We start from the raw sequence: 15,815 nt of genomic DNA on the forward strand, positions 1-15,815 counted from the left end.
CTGGCCGCTGATACCGGTTTTGACATGAACGGTTATAGCCAGACTGTCGGTAAGCTGACGGCGGCGGCTGACTCACTGCTGGACATCAATGGCGGTAGCCTGACCCTGGCGCAGGGCGGCACAGCCGATGGAATATTGACCGGAAGTGGCGCGTTAAACATCAATGGCGACACGCTGACCATCACCGGTGAAAACAGCACGCTGACGGCAAAAACGACCATTGCAGAAGGCGCGCGCGTGCTGATGAACACGACGCTGGGTCTCGGCACCGGCGATATTGTGGCGGCGGGGACGCTGACGATGAGCAAGGCCGTAGGCGCGCTTTACAACAGCATCAGCGATGCCGGACGGGTTGAACTCAGCGAAAGCGATGTCGCGCTGGTGGGCAACAACAGCGCCTTTACGGGGCAATTTGCTGTGGATGCGGATTCCCGGCTCACCGCGTTCACAGCAGAAAATCTGGGCAGCGCAGAGGTGAGCAACAGTGGTTCACTGGTGCTGAACAGTAATACCGACTGGCAGCTTGATAACGATGTTTATGGTAGCGGCGATGTGACCAAGCTGGGAGCCGGCTCCATTACCGTCGGCAATAACGCCGCCTGGACGGGCAAAACGGAGATTGAGCAGGGCGGCCTGGTACTGGGGGACGGCACATCTCCGGTCACGCTGGCCAGTAGCGAAGTCAACATTGCGGCTGCGGGGATGCTCTCGGGCACGGGGGGCGTTGCAGGTCATGTGAATAACGCCGGTGTGCTGCTGGTGGGAACCGGGACCGGCGACAACCTCCTGTTCACGGTGGGGGGCGACCTGGTTAACAGCGGTACCCTCGCAACCGGTGTGAATGGTCAGCAGGCCGGTAACCAGCTGGTGGTCAATGGCAATTACACGGGTAATGATGGCCATCTTTCCCTGAACACCGCGCTGGGGGATGACAATTCCGTTACGGATAAGCTGGTGGTGAAAGGCGATACCAGTGGCACCACCTCCGTCAGCGTCACCAACGCCGGTGGGAAAGGGGCCGCCACGATTGATGGGATCGAAGTTATTCATGTTGATGGCGCATCGGACGGTGAGTTCACCCAGGCTGGCCGTATTGTGGCAGGGGCATATGACTACAGCCTTGGGCGCGGTCAGGATGAAAACAGTGGCAACTGGTATCTGACCAGCGGCAAAACCAATCCGGATCCCGAACCAAATCCGGATCCGGATCCCGATAAAGATCTGCGTCCGGAAGGCGGCAGCTACACGGCTAACCTGGCGGCAGCCAACAACATGTTCGTCACCCGTTTGTACGATCGCCTGGGCGAAACGCAGTATATCGATGCCCTGACCGGCGAGCAGAAAGTCACCAGTATGTGGATGCGCCACGTTGGCGGGCACAACAACTGGCGTGACGGCAGCGGCCAGCTGAAAACCCAGAGCAACCGTTATGTATTGCAGCTGGGAGGCGACATTGCGCAATGGAGCCAGAACGGACTTGACCGCTGGCACCTGGGCGTGATGGCGGGTTACGGGAACGACCACAGTAACACCCGGTCATCACGCACGGGTTATCGTTCCCGGGGTTCAGTCAATGGCTACAGTACCGGCGTGTATGCCACATGGTATGCCAATGATGCGTCGCATAACGGCGCCTGGCTGGACAGCTGGGCTCAGTACAGCTGGTTTGATAACAATGTTAAAGGCGATGATCTGCAGGGCGAGTCATATAAATCGAAAGGGGTGACCGCCTCGCTGGAAATGGGATATGCCCAGAAAATGGGCGAATTTGCCGGCAGTCATGGCACGCTGAATGAATGGTACATCCAGCCTCAGGCGCAGGCGGTCTGGATGGGCGTGAAGGCGGACGATCATCAGGAAAGCAACGGCACCCGTATCACCAGCAACGGTAACGGCAATGTACAGACCCGGCTGGGCCTGAAAACCTGGATTAAGAGCCATCATCAGATGGATAACGGTAAAGAGCGTGAATTCCAGCCGTTTGCCGAACTGAACTGGCTGCACAATTCACGAGATTTCAGTACGACCATGGACGGCGTGAATGTTCGTCAGGACGGGGCGAAAAATATCGCCGAAGTAAAAGTGGGTGTGGAAGGACAGGTGAGTCCGCGTCTTAATCTGTGGGGCAACATCGGGGTCCAGGCTGGCGACAAAGGCTATAACGACAGCGCTGCGATGGTCGGTGTGAAATGGAACTTCTAAGCTGATTCTGCCGGGCAAGTTCAGCCAGACTGGCGTATGTCAGTCTGGTTATTTCCTCCTGAAATAACATCTAAAAAGCGTCCTTCAGGGCGCTTTGTTCAACAACACGAGTTAATCATGTCTGTAACCAAGAAAATCACACCCATCATGCTGGTGTTGCTTTTTCTTCTGGCCGGTGTGCTGACGTCATGGCAGCAATGGGATAGAGAGGGACAACTTGTCAGGGAACACGCGATAAATAGCCTGATCGAAGAAATCGACACGATATTTGACGACGTAAATACGCTGGCTGTGTTGGCCAGCGCAAATATCCAGGAAAATTGCACCGACGATCTGCTACGAAAATTGCGTCTTCTTACGGCATCTGGCGAGAAGATTCGTTCAGTCAGTATTATCAGGAATGGTGAGTGGAACTGTTCTTCTCTCGAAGGCAGAGAATCGCCGGGGATTGTTTCCAGAGGAACGATCACACACTCACTGATGATTGAACAGATTTATCGGCTGAAGACGGAGATGTATATCCTCTATTTTCCGTTTCAGGGGCAGGTGGTGGCGGTTGCGGTATATAAAGCGGCGATCGATAAAATTCTCATGGATTTTGCCCGTAAAGCAAAAATTGATGTGCATTTTTTATTGTATCCAGCAAAACATCCTTTCGTGCAGATGGCCTCACAAAACTATCCTTTCTGGATTGTGACGGATTCACAGGATGGCATTGCAGATTATGTGCGAGATAATCATTATCTTCTTATTTTATTTGTTCTACTGTCGTTGCTGTTATATTTCCACTTACGCCGGGTGCAGCGGATTTCACCGATAAAAATACTGCAGCGTGCGATTCATAATGATGAATTTGTTCCATTTTATCAGCCCGTCGTCGAACTCGCTTCCGGAAAAATCGTCGGGGCTGAAGTTCTCGCTCGCTGGAATCACCCTGAGCAGGGAATTATTCCCCCTAACGAATTTATCCACACGGCTGAACATAGCGGCTTGATCAATGCGCTGACGCTGAAACTTTTGACGCAGGTAGAGACTGATATGCGGTGCCTCAGGGATCATTGCGATATACCCTTTCACATCGGTATTAACATACCTCCACTGTCACTGGAAGATAATGAATTTACCGATGCCACTATCGCCTTTATTCGGCGGATGAACTTGTTTCATATTGGTGTGATGCTGGAAATCACCGAGCGACAGCAGAATCTGATTCGTGAAAGCGTGCTGAAGCGCTTGAAGGAGGCGGGAGCGGCACTAGCCCTGGATGACTTTGGGACCGGGTATTCTAACTATGCTGCGCTGCAACGTATTTCGCCGCGATTTTTGAAAGTTGATAAGATGTTTATCGATTCATTGGGTAAAGGTGGCGTGAGTGATAGCATTATCAGCAACATTGTTCACCTCTCTGAACTGGCCAGGATCCCATTGGTAGCGGAAGGGATAGAAAGTGAAGAGCAGATGGAGAGGCTGCGACGGATGGACGTTAGCTTTGGTCAGGGATACCTGTTCAGTAAACCAGTACCCTTTAATGCGTTTCTGCATTTATTATAAGAATAGCTGATAATAAAAAACCGCTTTCGCGGTTTTTTATTATTCAATGTTTAGAAGATTACTCGCTGACTTTTTTCTCAACGGAGGCAGCACCTTCTTTGGTCTTATTCCAGCCTTTCTCGGTACCCTCTTTTGTTGCATTCCAGCCTTTTTCAGTACCTTCTTTGGTTGTATTCCAGGCTTTTTGTGAACCTTCACTTACTTTGCTGCTCAGGTCATCTTGTTTGCCTTCAGCAGCATGTTTGGCTTTTAATTTTTGCTCTTCGCCCTGATTCTGCGCCTGATGCAGTTTTTCTTTTGCGGTATTGGCGTTTTCGTGTGCGGCAGCTACATCATTATCAGTTGCGTGTGTCGTGGCGGCAATAACGGGAGAAGCCAGCAGAATTGCAGATAATGCGATAATTGTCTTTTTCATAATATCCTCGCTTAGCGTTATAAGTTATTAGCGTGGTTAAGCATGGCATACAAACGAAGCGCTGGCTTTAGGAAAAAACTGTAAGTGCGGATAACGCTATTTTTTCCACTTTTGCAGTGTGAGCAATTAATACGGTTACGTTGTCTTGGGGGGAAAACCACATTTAATATTGGGTTAAATAACGAGTTATCATCATTATTTAGCATGGGCCTGCATCATGATGCTGCCTGATATTTATTTGGGGCTGAAATTCGCTTATCAGAAGTGAAGTTGAATTTTAATCACACGTTCACACGTGAAACTATACGTGTACCCCTTTCTCTGGATTTGACCAGTGCTACTGGCAATACAGACACAAAAAAGCCCTCAGCTTTGGACTGACCCATAAAGTTGGACAGTTCATGTTAAGCGGCTATCAGCGCCCGGTTGGATATTCTGCCTCTTTCAACAGAGTAATTATTTGCCATTATGGAGCAGAAGAAAGCGAAACTTCGTTCGATAGCCGATGCTGAAATTAGCTGGCGACAGGATGCCGTTGATGCAGGGATAGCGACGAAAGAGGTTAACTGAATGGAAGAAATACCGTGTCTTGTTGACGCGTGTTGATACATCACTAGCCCCCAATATTGATTTGCCCAAAGTGCCTGTTTGAGTATTTTCAATACGTATTAGGGGGGATATCCCCCCTAAAAGATTATGCTGTTTTGAACTGTAAAAGCACTTTACTAATTCTTCCCGACAGTAATACAGCTGGTTTATCGAAAAGAAGATAGAACCCCCAGGACACTGGTAAGCTTATAGCTACGCAAATTATTATTGATATGAGGCTTGCTGCTAATTCATCAATGCGCAATGACAAGTAGTTAAATGATGGTATTGCTACTGCGTAAATTAAAACCATTTGTAATAAATATAATGAGAAAGATATCTTGCCTAAAAATATTGCTGATTTTGTAGATAGTATATTGTTAATCCCATTGCTCTTTAATGCAAATAAAACAATAAGAATGCCAGAGAATAAAAACAGGGTGTACTCAGTTAAGTAATTATTAATATCGGAGAAAATACTTGAATAGGAATACGATTGTACTTTATATCCAGCAAAGTATAATCCAAGAATTAGGATTGCGACTGATGATTTTTTTGATAGTTTAATATTCGTCTTGTATATTACGGAACCAGACATAAAACAAGCCAATCCATAATATAGTGCGTCGCCACCATTGTAATAGCCTAATGATAGGAATATAAGAAATGCAACCGCTGGGAAAAATGCGGAGTTTGTTTTCTTGGATATAAATAGTAAAGCCAGAATATATGATCCGATGAGTTCAATTTTCATGGTCCATAATACCCAGTTATAGGTCTTAACGCCATCCCCACCAAAAGCACCTATTAGTCCTGTGAATATGGCACCACGTAAGCTGTAATCAAAGGTTCCTAGATTTGAGGCCCATTCGGAAATGCCAGTCCTATTAATATCTATGTGTGAGTATACAGCCCATCCAATCAAACAAGAGAAAAATACTGGCACCATTAATCTTATATATCTTTTTAAAAGGAATGCAAAGAAAAGAATTGAATCAAATCGCTTAGAGAAACTTGAAGATAAAACAAAACCACTTAATACAAAGAATACGTAGACCCCCGCAGAGCCAGAGTAAAAAAAAGAGAAAGGAGAGTTCATTATATAACTCTCAAAAGAATACCTCATGGACTCTGCTGCATGCATATATGGGTAGAAAGTATATGCAAGATGTGAGAAAAACACAGCAAGACAGGCGATGCCTCTGAGACCGTCCGCATTACTATTGTGTTCTTGAGCAACACTCATGAAAATTAACCTATGTTTAGAGTAATGTAGCCTAAAACGCCTAATCAAAAAATAGGCGGATACCTTTGAGGCCATTCTAGCCTGAGGCTAATCAAGATACCATTATGCTTTCAGATCCAATCTAGCTGGAATCGTCGCATCTGTTTCTCGCTAAGTATCAACGCAGTTAGCATCTACCACCCTGAAGCATTCTGTCAGCCCGGATAATGGATTTACGACCAGCATGAAGCTTGTAGTAAAGATTGGTGATCTTGAAAATGAATAATTGGTTCTCAATATTGAATAATTCTGTATCATTATTGCGACTACGGCAAGAGTAGTGGGATAACAGTAATGATGAACTGTCCAGAGTGCGGTCATGCAGCACATACCAGAAGGCCGCTTTCAGGTGTTAGCTACGACAAAAGAACGTTACAACCAGAGCCAAAATATAAATTGTGGCTGTACGTTCGTTACTCATGAAACGTTTGTACGGCACATTATAAAACCGAATTTAATTTCTTCTGCGCCGCCACATCCTGGAAAAGGTGGTCAAGGCCACATGAGCTTCTGAACAGAACCCGCTTTAATGGCGGGTTTTTTGTTGCCGTCAGTCCGATACTCTGTCGCCATTTTGCCGCCACTACCAAAGAAAAAGGGGCTACGTTTTCACGTAACCCCTTGTTTTATTTGGTGGGCTGGCGGAGTCTGAATTGGTTGTGTAACTTGTTGTTTAATTGTTTGTAATCTTCAATTCAATTTTCAATTTGGTCCCATTGTTGGTCCTAAAAGAAAATGTCAGGTTTTTTGCAGGGGAGGGGAGGTTACAGTAGAAGTCTCTTCGTCTGTGAGATTAGCATTTTGCTTTCCTTTAGTCTGCTCTGTATTTAAGCGTTTATTTCACATTAGTTTTTAGTAAGCCGGTAGAGCGCCTTGCTCGCAAAATATCCACTACGGAAAGATACGGGGTCTGCTCTTGCCAGGAAAATCCTTTCCGGTCGATACGGACAAGCCCGTATTTTTCTACCAGAAAGTTCACCGCATCGCTTAGCGATACTCCAGCATCAATATGTTCCCGTATGGTGGTTTCATTACTGAACGGTGTGTCATTCAGCGTTAGGCCATAGTGCTGCGATAACAGATGGGTCAGCAGCCGTTGCCAGGTTTCAACGGGTGACAGACAGGGCTGAGTCGCCCGTGTCGGGTGTGATGATAAGGTTTGCATGATGTTTGCTCTATGAGTTTGAGGGGATAAGCGTTGAGTTACTGCGGTTAAGGCTGATCGGGATAAATAGCGATGTAGACATAACCACAGGAGCCGAGTGTATCCGCTTCGCAAGTCAGTCCATTGTGATATAGCGTGACGCGGTGCTGATGGTGGGAGGTGAGCTCACCGGAAACGAGCATCAACTCCAGCTGTTTAAGCAGCACCGGAAACGCCTGGTCGAGATGGCGTAAATCCGCGTCGCTGAATGACCCGATTATACTGGCCCGGTCAGCCAGATAATGCAGCCGGTTGCCTTCCTGTACCAGTCGTACGCCAAAGCATGGCATGACGGTGGGTTTAAGTCCCCACCAGGGGCCAGCAATATCATGATTTTTGATGTTTTTCATTTAAGCACTCCTTAAAATACATTAATTAAGGGTAACGCTGCGCAAGACGACATACGGGCCGTTGCGGTCCTGGCAGCGTTCAGCAAATACGGCCAGCACCCCGCTGATATCCTGTACTTCCCGACCGGCATAGTGGCAGATACTGCCGGACCACTGGTATCGCCCGGTACAGAAGCGAAACAACCTGGACTGCGGATGCTGGCGGTATATCGCCATCGCCTGGCGCTTACTGATGATTTTCATCACTGTTTACTCCCTACAGCCAGCCGCGTTCGGCAAACGAGGCGATATCCATCCCGCCAATAATCAGATGGTCCAGCAGATGAATATCAACCAGTTCCAGCGCCTGCTTCAGGCGCGCTGTAATCAGCCGGTCGGCTTTACTCGGTTCTGCCTCACCCGACGGGTGGTTATGCGCAAGAACGACAGCGGCGGCATTATTTTTCAGACCGGATTTAACGACCTCACGTGGATGAACGGTGACAGCGTTGACCGTCCCCAGAAACAGCGTGTCGTGGGTTATCAGGCGATGCTGATTATCCAGCCACAGGACGGTGAAGGCTTCGCGGTCAAGTGTGGCAAGCTGCAGACGCAGCCAGTCCCGGACCGCCTGACTGGACGTGAATGACGCGCCGGGTTCACGTAGCTGGCACGCCAGCAGGGTTAACGCATCCCTGATGGTCTGCTGTGCGGATGCCGGTAGTGCGGTGGCAAACAGGGGTAGCTGTTGTTCCATAGCGGCTGGCCTCAGTCGATGATGTGCATGATGGCGCTGCACTCTGGATGATGCAGCGCGTAATTGCGCAGGCGGTAATAGTGCTCCGTCATGGCATCACATTCCGTCCGGCAGGCGTGATGGCTGTACGCCATCAGGCAGACCGCAATCCCGGCAGCCTCAGCGCTGAGTTCACCGCCGTTACCGTTCATGCTGTTAAACAATGACCATTTTTCATCGCTGCCGGCATCGGGAGCCATGAACGCGCCACCGTTGCTGAGTGAATAAAAATTCCAGATACCGCCGCTGTAATCCGCGCAGAAGCGGTCCATCCAGGCAAAGATTCGCGGCTCAAGGGTTATCCACAGCGGTATGCGGCCAAAGTGCTGCGGCCAGAAGGCGGCACGCTGTTCATCGGGTACGGGCATGCATTCGATGCGGTCTGCATCAGTACGTGGTGAAGTGAGAGATTCAGTCACCGGGCTGGTCAGGGTGAGTATGTTGTTCATTTGGTTTCCTTTGTATTTTCATGTGGGTTGTTGTGACGAAGTGAAGGACAGAACTGCACATAGCCATCATCATCACAGCGCGAGGGCCAGTGCCCCTCAGGGATGCTTAAGCTGCACAGGCTGAGTTCACCGGGGCGATAAAAGAGATGAGGCGCACAGGTCGTCGTCACAGATGGAGCGGCAACCAGCCTGGTGGCTCACGGAACATGAATGTGGCGTGACCTGAATCACGCCATCGGGGATGTGCGGCATTACTTCAGGCTCTCCAGCAGGCTTTCTGCCATCACCCACAGGGCACGGTTAAGCTTCACGTCACCGTCGATACCTTTAACCGCACGGGTGTGGGCCCGTTTACCTTTTGTTGTTCTGCCCGGCAGGCCGCCTTTAATCAGGTTCTCCTGAATGCGCTGGTATGTCGTCCACAGGTCACCGCTTTCGTCCTGCCAGCGGCGCGGAGACAGGATTTGTGTTTCCGTCACCGGCTGGTGCTCTTCACCAAAGCGGTATGCCAGCGCGGCTTTTGCAAACGCCTGCTGCGCTGGTGGAGGTAGCATCAGCGACTGCATGGCATCCCGCTTCTCCTCCACCCGGTCAAATACGCCCAGCACTTCGTAAGCCCCTTCAATCACCTTCTCCACTACGTTGCCTTTATGCGGCACACGTACCTCACCAAAGGTTTCGCCACAGACAAGTCCGTTCTGACAGACAAAGCGAAACAGGCCGGGAAGCATCTGGTATGAACTGGAGCCGTCATGGCTGTTGAGGAGGATAATTTCCGGCACCTGCTGGCCGGTAATCTGGCCCTCACGGCGCAGGCGCAGCATATGCTTCGTGTGTTCGCGCTTATCGGGATTACGTACGCGGGTCTGGCAGGCAAAGAACGGCTGAAAACCTTCCCGCTGCAGATTATCAAGCAGGGTGATGGTGGGAATGTATGTGTAGCGTTCTGAGCGTGATTCATGTTTTTCCTCACTGAACACGCTGGGCACATAGTGCGCCAGTTCATCACGGGTCAGGGGACGGTCACGGCGAACCAGGTTCACCGCGCTAAAACGGCTGGCTAAACGCATGATAATTTCCTTTCTGAGAGACAAAAGAAAACGCCCCGCTCGGATGAGCAGGGCGTTGATGAATGGGGAACTAAAGTAAGTGTTACTGGCTGGTATTAAAGGACCAGGAGCCCTGGTCAGTATCTACTGCAATTTCCAGTATTCTGCAGGCCGACATAAACCCTTTACCGACGAACAGCCGGTCCACGGTATTACCGAATCCCAGTCTGACAGGTTTCCAGGGCATCGCTTCGGCATCCTGGCAGTTGCCACGGTTAACGAGAATTTTCTTTATCACCACCGAATCTGACCGGGAAGTGATATAGACCTTGCTGTAAAGTGCCCCTGCATTGCTGGGGCCGGCACTTACTGTAAAAGGTGCTTCAGCCGCCACAGCAGAATACGAAACCAGACCGAGTAATGCGGCGAGTAATATACTTTTCATCAATTTTTCCTTCAGCGATATCAGCGTGCGAACTCAGCCACACAGGAAGAATCTTTATATGCAGGTAAAGTTTTGCCTGCGCCTTTCAGGGTAAAGGTGGCAGGCTTCACGCCATCGCCGGAGACAGTTACCTGTTTACCTGTACGCAGTTTGTCCCACATCCAGGCAAAGTTATCCGCCCCTGCATGACTTGCTGTTTCACTGACATCAGCGGCCTCTTCCCTGTCAATTTTCACCATGAGTAGCTGATTCCTGTCCGTGCTGACCTGTCGCCCGGATTCATCAGTAAAAATAAGCATTTCAGGTTTGTCACCGTAGGTGTCGCAGGCCAGGTAAAGCTGTGACTGCCCTTTGCCGAGGATGGTGTATTCGGCAGTGCCCTGCGCATAGCCGCTGACCCAGGTATCACGGTTGCCAGAAGCCTGAGAGGCAACAGGCAAAATAGCTGACGCCAGAAGAGTGGTAATCAGAAGTGTTTTTTTCATGAAGTATTCCTGTCAGAAACCCGCCATGTCACCAGGAGTGAAGGTAGTGAACAGCAGGCAGGTCATAAAGATGATGAGAGTGATGAACCAGCAGGTCGCTTTTGCGGGCAGTTGCAGAGGGGTTTTCGTGGGCGCTCCCTGACGATAACCAGTACAACAGGCCAGCAAGTATCGGGTCGATAATAAGCCCAGGAGTAAACCAGCCCCGGAATGAACGGCCATTACCGGACGCAAAGAATCCCGGCAGCAGGGCCAGTCCGACCCACAGAAGAGTTAATGGCATACGCCTCCCTGACTACATGAAGATCCCTGCGATTCATCACATTGATTTCTAATGAATAAAAAAGTAAATGGAGCAGACCCTGAGGGATTTTATAACCTGAAACTGATTGGGGATAATGAATAAACCCGATCGGTTCGATCGACAAAATCGATCGTCGTTAAGCAAAATTATTTATCGATACAACAATTCTGGTTGTGCGGCAGGGAGGCGATTAACCAAAGAAAAATCCCCAGAGAGAACGGGCCGCACGGGCGACGGTATGGGTGACGGCCTGCAGTGCACTACGGGCCATCTGCGGTAAAGGAGCCAAATCAATGATCCGGTCAATTACGTCCACTACGGCATCACCGAAACTGCTGCTGGCAGTGCTGATGACAGCTTCCGTGCGATAGCCGGTCTGCAGGTGGGGAACCAGCGGACTGCGGGCCTGCTTTGGGAGCCGGATTATCATCGCCTCTACCAGACGTGACAGCCGGTAACGCCCCCGGACCGAGACAGGCAGAATATCGGTTTCGGCGATGCTGAGCTGGCGGGCGACGGCCTGCACCTTTTGTGTAATGCGTTCAGCCTGCAGTGCCGATGGCTGAGCGGACGGCCAGTTCCACTGCTCAGCAGGTTCAGTTTTGTCCACCTGATTGAGTACCCACAACACCGGTGGCAGTGGCCCGCAGTACTGCGCGAATACGTCCTGATAAAACTGCTCTTCAACCGCATAAGCCCGGTCATCGGCTTTGAGCACCCACAGCACCATATCGAGCTGCGGCATCAGTTCACGGTAAAGCTCACGATATTCACCGTCACGGGCCTGACTCTCGCCCACACCGGGCAAATCGACCAGTGTCAGATAGTGGTTGCCAAAGCGCAGCCGCACACGCTGAGGCTGTCGGGTGCAGGCTTCAACCGCATTCACGGCACAGACTTCACTGCGGAACAGCGCATTACACAGCGAGGATTTGCCGACACCAGTTTTACCCATAATGCCAATTATGGGTTCATACGTAACCAGCCGGTTAAGTTCCAGCAGCAGATGCTGGCGCAGCGAGCGCGGATAACGCCGCAGATGGCGGCGGATAAGGGCATAGCCCGAGGGATGTTTCATGCTGACCTCTGAATAAAAAGGCCATCCGAAGGAAATGGCCTGCTGAAGTGAAACGAATGGAAGTTCATGAAGGTGATATATAACTGAAAATTATTTAAGAGTGCATTTCGTGACATCTTAACCGGCCGGATTATTACCCGACAGGCGATGTCCGCTGGGCTTAATTAAAAAGATAAAGCAGGTAAAAGATAATTTTTGACAAAGCCGGTTAACTAATTTAGTCCGATACTATCCGACAGGCCTGAATATTATTTTGGCATGTTGACTTGCTACAGGGCTTGCGATTTATACTTCACCTGGAAGCTAAATAATTAACAGGTGATTTTATGAATGAATTCCCATTGAGTGCTGTTCCGTCATTTTTACGCGAGGCTATAAAAGATGTTAATAAGCTGACGCAGGCACCTTTCCCACTTATTGCATCGTCAGCAATAAGCGCGATGTCACTGGCCTGTCAGAGTCTGATTGATGTCAGGGTAAATGAGAGTGTGACGTCACCAGTATCACTTTTTCTGCTGATAATAGCAAACTCAGGCGAGCGGAAAACATCAGTCGACAGAAAAATACTTAAACCATTCTATCAACATGATGCGGACAACCTGCATCAGGTCAGATTAAAAGAAAAAGAACATGAGCCTAAGCAGATTGCCTGGCGTGAAAAACAAAAGGGCATTTTAAGTCAGATAAGAAAGGCTGCTGTAAAAGGGCAATGTACTAAAGCACTGGAGAAACGCCTACAGGAATTAAATGATGACAAGCCTGAGCCACCTAAAAACAGCAGGATTATTTACAATAACGTTACCCCTGAGGCTTTACAGTCAGCGATGTATAACCACTCATCCAGTGTCGGTTTGATTGCAGATGAGGGAGCCAATATACTGGACAGACAGGCCATGAACGATCTGAGTTTTATTAATTCAGTGTGGGACGGGGTCAGTTTCCACGTGGAGCGTAAAACAACGAAGAGTTTCACAATAGAGGACGGAAATATCACGCTATCCGTGATGGTACAAAAAAAGGTATTTGATTCATATATAAAAAGACAGGGGCAAAAAGCACGGGGCAGTGGTTTTTTTGCGCGTTGCCTGGTGGTTCATATCGATGAGAGCCTTTCCACACAGGGGGAGCGGTTTCTTCGTAATCATTACCATGATACATATTTTCTCGATCTCGTTCATCAGCGTATAGTCGATTTGTTAGAAGAGCAGCAGCCAGATGAAAATTCAGGGGTAAAAAAACATTCCGTTTTTGAGCCAGCAGCCCGGTACGAGTGGGAGAGTATTTACAACCATATTGAAAGCCGGATTCGCCCTGACAAAGAATATGGAGGCATGAATGACTTTGCCTCTAAACTGGCTAACAACGTTGCACGATTATCAGCCCTGTTTGCCTATTTTATTGACGGTTCCACTACAATTGAAAAAGATTACGTGGAAAGCGCCTGGATATTGTGCGAGTGGTATATGCAACAGGCCACGAACCTTTTTGCATATGAGGAAGGGTATTACGAGGCGTTATTATTGTCATGGTTGCATCGTAAAATGGATTCCACAGGAAAACGTCCTCTGAGGTTTAACGATATCAGGCGTTTTGGCCCTAATATCCTGCGAAAAGGAACGTTACTGGAAACCGTCATCAGTAACCTTGAAAAAGCAAAAGTGATAGATATTGATTATGGTCTCTACGGGGCCAGGATGGTGTTCAGAGGTCGTCATTTTAATGATAATGACTATACCAGAAACCCCGTTTTTTCATTCTATTGAGTTGCTACCGTTGCGACTGTAGCAGGTTATCACAGGGGCTGAAGGGTAAATAGTGGGGATAATATCAGGGTGAAATTATAACATTTGTTATTATCTGCGTTAGGCTTATTCAGGCAGAGGTGCTTATTGTTATATTTTTACTGATGGAATAACTGTCGGTATAGTAATATATGTTTATTAGTAATATATATCCACTATCTACCCGGATTAATTATTATTAACTTGCTAATACACTATACCTTACATTCGGTTAATTTTAACGCAATACCCATTGAGTGTGTGATGCCATACGGTTAATTATTACCACCCGATAATGTTGATGTACATATCTGCATGTAATATTACTACGAAGATTAATCGTATGGTTACTTATTCTTACTTACCTCAATGTTAATTATTGCGCGGATTATTTATACAGGTTTATATATGTCAAATGATTCCCTGAATGCTGATTACCAGAAGGCATTTTACGATCTTATCCGTAATGCAGTAGATGAGTTTCCACGTACGCTGGCTTTACGTGTTGATTTGCGTTTTCCGGGAGATTATCAGTATGGTGATTCGAACAGGGAGGTTACCCGTTTTATTGAATCCCTGAAGGCTAAGTTGCTGGTAGATTGTCGACGCAAAAACAGACGCTGGAGGCGTAACTGGAATAATCGCTTACGGTATGTATGGGTGCGAGAAATCGGTGAACGTAACCGCCGTAAGCATTACCATGTATTACTGTTACTGAATAAAGACTTTTATCACGGTGCCGGAAGTTATAATGCTGATGACAGTTTGTACGCATTAATCCAGCAGGCATGGTGTAGTGCGTTAGGCCTGGATACAGAGCAATATTCAGGTCTAGCGAATATGACTGAGAATGGGTGTTATTACTTAAACAAAAGATCACCTAATTATATGCAGCAGGTTACCGAATTGCTGAAACGTATGGATTACCTAGCGAAAGACCATACCAAGTGTTATGACGATGGGTATCGTTCAATTGGAATGAGCCGCAGGTAACATGCGCGTAGTGAGATGGCAGTTTGGTTTTTAAGTCTTAAACTGCCAGCATATTAGACCTCAAGTACATCTATTTTTTTAGGCTTTACGACACTATCAAAAGCAGCTTTGATTTTCTCATCCTGACTTGACCAGACCTCAACCTGGCGTATCTTCATTGCAAATATTTCAGCCCCGGTTTTGGACAGATTATTCTGGTCACGGGCAGATGGCCATTCCAGTTCATTAATCCCATTCTCTATGCCCTTCAAAGCTTCTGATTTAGTATCCCACCCGCCTGAGGGGCAAGCTTCCTGCAAAAGCCTGATAATTTTGGCTTTAACGGGATCAAAGCGAGCAGCTTTACTTCTGCCCCCCCGCACCGGAACATCTAGTTTTGTGGTCTGTTGCTGTTGCCACAATTCTTGATCTTCAAGACCGCAGCAGTAATCAAGGTATTCAATACCAAGAAGTAGGCACTTTATCGCTTCATTTTTATTCGTGTTCAGGAGCCCAAGCCCTAGGTGCCAGTTAACGTCAGCCAGAAAAACAAGCTCACCTATAGTTTCGCTAACCGTGTCCGGTTCATCAAATGACATCCTGTAGACTTGATCATCAAACTTACGGCGTACTGCCGGGTTCTTAAGCATGCTTTCAACCAGTGATAATACAAACTCATGATATTCATTTGCACCTGAAGCCACCTTTTCCTGTTCCCGGCCAGCCGCCTGGAGTCTATGGGACAATCTTGCGCTCTTATTATTGAACGTAGTTTTCAAATAAACGAGAAAATCATCAAAACTAAAATTATCCATTATTCAATCAGTTAAGCTCCGTAAAAAATGAGGTATTGCAGCCGTATGTCGTACAGTTGTACCAGCA

17 protein-coding genes and 3 pseudogenes are annotated in these 15,815 nt (G+C 48.1%); 7 read left to right on the top strand and 13 right to left on the bottom strand.

What is annotated here, in order from left to right; translation table 11 throughout:
• Both OGV94_RS12115 and OGV94_RS12120 read left to right on the top strand, forming a co-directional pair.
• Positions 1-2,202, top strand: a 2,202-nt coding sequence (locus OGV94_RS12115; protein WP_286523158.1) for an autotransporter outer membrane beta-barrel domain-containing protein, incomplete at its 5' end; no start/stop codon positions are given.
• 36 nt (positions 2,203-2,238) lie between these two features.
• Positions 2,239-3,753, top strand: coding sequence for an EAL domain-containing protein (locus tag OGV94_RS12120; protein WP_286523422.1), 1,515 nt, complete (start codon positions 2,239-2,241; stop codon positions 3,751-3,753).
• Positions 3,754-3,811: 58 nt separating this feature from the next.
• On the opposite strand, the gene OGV94_RS12125 is transcribed toward OGV94_RS12120, so the two are convergent.
• A complete protein-coding gene (locus OGV94_RS12125) occupies positions 3,812-4,168 on the bottom strand; it encodes a KPN_00521 family repetitive protein (RefSeq protein WP_003826111.1) in 357 nt (118 codons plus the stop codon).
• Between the two features lie 456 nt (positions 4,169-4,624).
• Here OGV94_RS12125 and OGV94_RS12130 point away from each other — a divergent pair.
• A pseudogene (locus tag OGV94_RS12130) lies at positions 4,625-4,820 on the top strand (tail fiber assembly protein); the annotation flags it as partial.
• 42 nt (positions 4,821-4,862) lie between these two features.
• Here the strand turns inward: OGV94_RS12130 and OGV94_RS12135 are convergent.
• Positions 4,863-6,002: an acyltransferase family protein gene (locus tag OGV94_RS12135; protein ID WP_286523424.1), complete on the bottom strand. Its 1,140-nt coding sequence runs from the start codon at positions 6,000-6,002 to the stop codon at positions 4,863-4,865.
• 175 nt (positions 6,003-6,177) lie between these two features.
• On the opposite strand from OGV94_RS12135, the pseudogene OGV94_RS12140 reads away from it, so the two are divergent.
• Both OGV94_RS12140 and OGV94_RS12145 read left to right on the top strand, forming a co-directional pair.
• Positions 6,178-6,267 (top strand): annotated as a pseudogene (locus tag OGV94_RS12140) (hypothetical protein); the annotation flags it as partial.
• A 68-nt stretch (positions 6,268-6,335) separates the two neighbouring features.
• Positions 6,336-6,555, top strand: a pseudogene (locus OGV94_RS12145) (ogr/Delta-like zinc finger family protein).
• Between the two features lie 321 nt (positions 6,556-6,876).
• Here the strand turns inward: OGV94_RS12145 and OGV94_RS12150 are convergent.
• From OGV94_RS12150 to OGV94_RS12195, 10 genes are all read right to left on the bottom strand, one after another.
• Positions 6,877-7,206, bottom strand: coding sequence for a TA system toxin CbtA family protein (locus OGV94_RS12150; protein ID WP_238984293.1), 330 nt, complete (start codon positions 7,204-7,206; stop codon positions 6,877-6,879).
• 47 nt (positions 7,207-7,253) lie between these two features.
• Complete coding sequence (locus OGV94_RS12155; RefSeq protein WP_275300191.1) at positions 7,254-7,595, bottom strand: type IV toxin-antitoxin system YeeU family antitoxin; 342 nt, start codon at positions 7,593-7,595, stop codon at positions 7,254-7,256.
• 21 nt (positions 7,596-7,616) lie between these two features.
• A complete protein-coding gene (locus OGV94_RS12160) occupies positions 7,617-7,838 on the bottom strand; it encodes a DUF987 domain-containing protein (protein ID WP_238984300.1) in 222 nt (73 codons plus the stop codon).
• Between the two features lie 13 nt (positions 7,839-7,851).
• Complete coding sequence (gene radC, locus OGV94_RS12165; RefSeq protein ID WP_238984292.1) at positions 7,852-8,331, bottom strand: RadC family protein; 480 nt, start codon at positions 8,329-8,331, stop codon at positions 7,852-7,854.
• Between the two features lie 11 nt (positions 8,332-8,342).
• On the bottom strand, positions 8,343-8,738 hold the full coding sequence (locus OGV94_RS12170; protein ID WP_238984299.1) for an antirestriction protein: 396 nt from the start codon (positions 8,736-8,738) through the stop codon (positions 8,343-8,345).
• A 332-nt stretch (positions 8,739-9,070) separates the two neighbouring features.
• Entirely contained in the window at positions 9,071-9,892 is an 822-nt protein-coding gene (locus OGV94_RS12175; RefSeq protein ID WP_238984298.1) for a DUF932 domain-containing protein, read from the bottom strand.
• A gap of 79 nt (positions 9,893-9,971) precedes the next feature.
• On the bottom strand, positions 9,972-10,313 hold the full coding sequence (locus tag OGV94_RS12180; RefSeq protein ID WP_196359164.1) for a hypothetical protein: 342 nt from the start codon (positions 10,311-10,313) through the stop codon (positions 9,972-9,974).
• A 20-nt stretch (positions 10,314-10,333) separates the two neighbouring features.
• A complete protein-coding gene (locus OGV94_RS12185) occupies positions 10,334-10,798 on the bottom strand; it encodes a YfjT/YkfB family phage-associated protein (protein WP_286523436.1) in 465 nt (154 codons plus the stop codon).
• Between the two features lie 28 nt (positions 10,799-10,826).
• Complete coding sequence (locus OGV94_RS12190; RefSeq protein WP_286523438.1) at positions 10,827-11,081, bottom strand: hypothetical protein; 255 nt, start codon at positions 11,079-11,081, stop codon at positions 10,827-10,829.
• Between the two features lie 211 nt (positions 11,082-11,292).
• Complete coding sequence (locus OGV94_RS12195) at positions 11,293-12,180, bottom strand: GTPase family protein (protein WP_286523440.1); 888 nt, start codon at positions 12,178-12,180, stop codon at positions 11,293-11,295.
• Positions 12,181-12,506: 326 nt separating this feature from the next.
• Between OGV94_RS12195 and OGV94_RS12200 the strand changes: the two genes are divergently transcribed.
• Both OGV94_RS12200 and OGV94_RS12205 read left to right on the top strand, forming a co-directional pair.
• Positions 12,507-13,943 carry a YfjI family protein gene (locus OGV94_RS12200; RefSeq protein WP_238984288.1) on the top strand — a complete coding sequence of 479 codons (1,437 nt, stop codon included), beginning with the start codon at positions 12,507-12,509 and terminating at the stop codon, positions 13,941-13,943.
• A 426-nt stretch (positions 13,944-14,369) separates the two neighbouring features.
• The gene (locus OGV94_RS12205; RefSeq protein WP_238984287.1) at positions 14,370-14,954 is read left to right on the top strand and encodes an inovirus Gp2 family protein; all 585 of its coding nucleotides are present in this window, start codon (positions 14,370-14,372) and stop codon (positions 14,952-14,954) included.
• A gap of 53 nt (positions 14,955-15,007) precedes the next feature.
• On the opposite strand, the gene OGV94_RS12210 is transcribed toward OGV94_RS12205, so the two are convergent.
• The gene (locus tag OGV94_RS12210) at positions 15,008-15,748 is read right to left on the bottom strand and encodes a hypothetical protein (RefSeq protein WP_286523443.1); all 741 of its coding nucleotides are present in this window, start codon (positions 15,746-15,748) and stop codon (positions 15,008-15,010) included.
• Positions 15,749-15,815 lie beyond the last annotated feature (67 nt).

Source organism: Citrobacter sp. Ce006, assembly GCF_030336535.1.
In the GTDB taxonomy this organism is placed as follows: domain Bacteria; phylum Pseudomonadota; class Gammaproteobacteria; order Enterobacterales; family Enterobacteriaceae; genus Citrobacter; species Citrobacter europaeus.

What these genes read in the sequence shown, in the direction of transcription:
- OGV94_RS12155 (WP_275300191.1), bottom strand. Translation starts at nt 7,595, where the DNA reads ATGAAAAACATCAAAAATCATGATATTGCTGGCCCCTGGTGGGGACTT.
- OGV94_RS12150 (WP_238984293.1), bottom strand. Translation starts at nt 7,206, where the DNA reads ATGCAAACCTTATCATCACACCCGACACGGGCGACTCAGCCCTGTCTG.
- OGV94_RS12205 (WP_238984287.1), top strand. Translation starts at nt 14,370, where the DNA reads ATGTCAAATGATTCCCTGAATGCTGATTACCAGAAGGCATTTTACGAT.
- OGV94_RS12195 (WP_286523440.1), bottom strand. Translation starts at nt 12,180, where the DNA reads ATGAAACATCCCTCGGGCTATGCCCTTATCCGCCGCCATCTGCGGCGT.
- OGV94_RS12185 (WP_286523436.1), bottom strand. Translation starts at nt 10,798, where the DNA reads ATGAAAAAAACACTTCTGATTACCACTCTTCTGGCGTCAGCTATTTTG.
- OGV94_RS12180 (WP_196359164.1), bottom strand. Translation starts at nt 10,313, where the DNA reads ATGAAAAGTATATTACTCGCCGCATTACTCGGTCTGGTTTCGTATTCT.
- OGV94_RS12120 (WP_286523422.1), top strand. Translation starts at nt 2,239, where the DNA reads ATGTCAGTCTGGTTATTTCCTCCTGAAATAACATCTAAAAAGCGTCCT.
- radC (WP_238984292.1), bottom strand. Translation starts at nt 8,331, where the DNA reads ATGGAACAACAGCTACCCCTGTTTGCCACCGCACTACCGGCATCCGCA.
- OGV94_RS12135 (WP_286523424.1), bottom strand. Translation starts at nt 6,002, where the DNA reads ATGAGTGTTGCTCAAGAACACAATAGTAATGCGGACGGTCTCAGAGGC.
- OGV94_RS12160 (WP_238984300.1), bottom strand. Translation starts at nt 7,838, where the DNA reads ATGAAAATCATCAGTAAGCGCCAGGCGATGGCGATATACCGCCAGCAT.
- OGV94_RS12170 (WP_238984299.1), bottom strand. Translation starts at nt 8,738, where the DNA reads ATGCCCGTACCCGATGAACAGCGTGCCGCCTTCTGGCCGCAGCACTTT.
- OGV94_RS12210 (WP_286523443.1), bottom strand. Translation starts at nt 15,748, where the DNA reads ATGGATAATTTTAGTTTTGATGATTTTCTCGTTTATTTGAAAACTACG.
- OGV94_RS12200 (WP_238984288.1), top strand. Translation starts at nt 12,507, where the DNA reads ATGAATGAATTCCCATTGAGTGCTGTTCCGTCATTTTTACGCGAGGCT.
- OGV94_RS12125 (WP_003826111.1), bottom strand. Translation starts at nt 4,168, where the DNA reads ATGAAAAAGACAATTATCGCATTATCTGCAATTCTGCTGGCTTCTCCC.
- OGV94_RS12190 (WP_286523438.1), bottom strand. Translation starts at nt 11,081, where the DNA reads ATGCCATTAACTCTTCTGTGGGTCGGACTGGCCCTGCTGCCGGGATTC.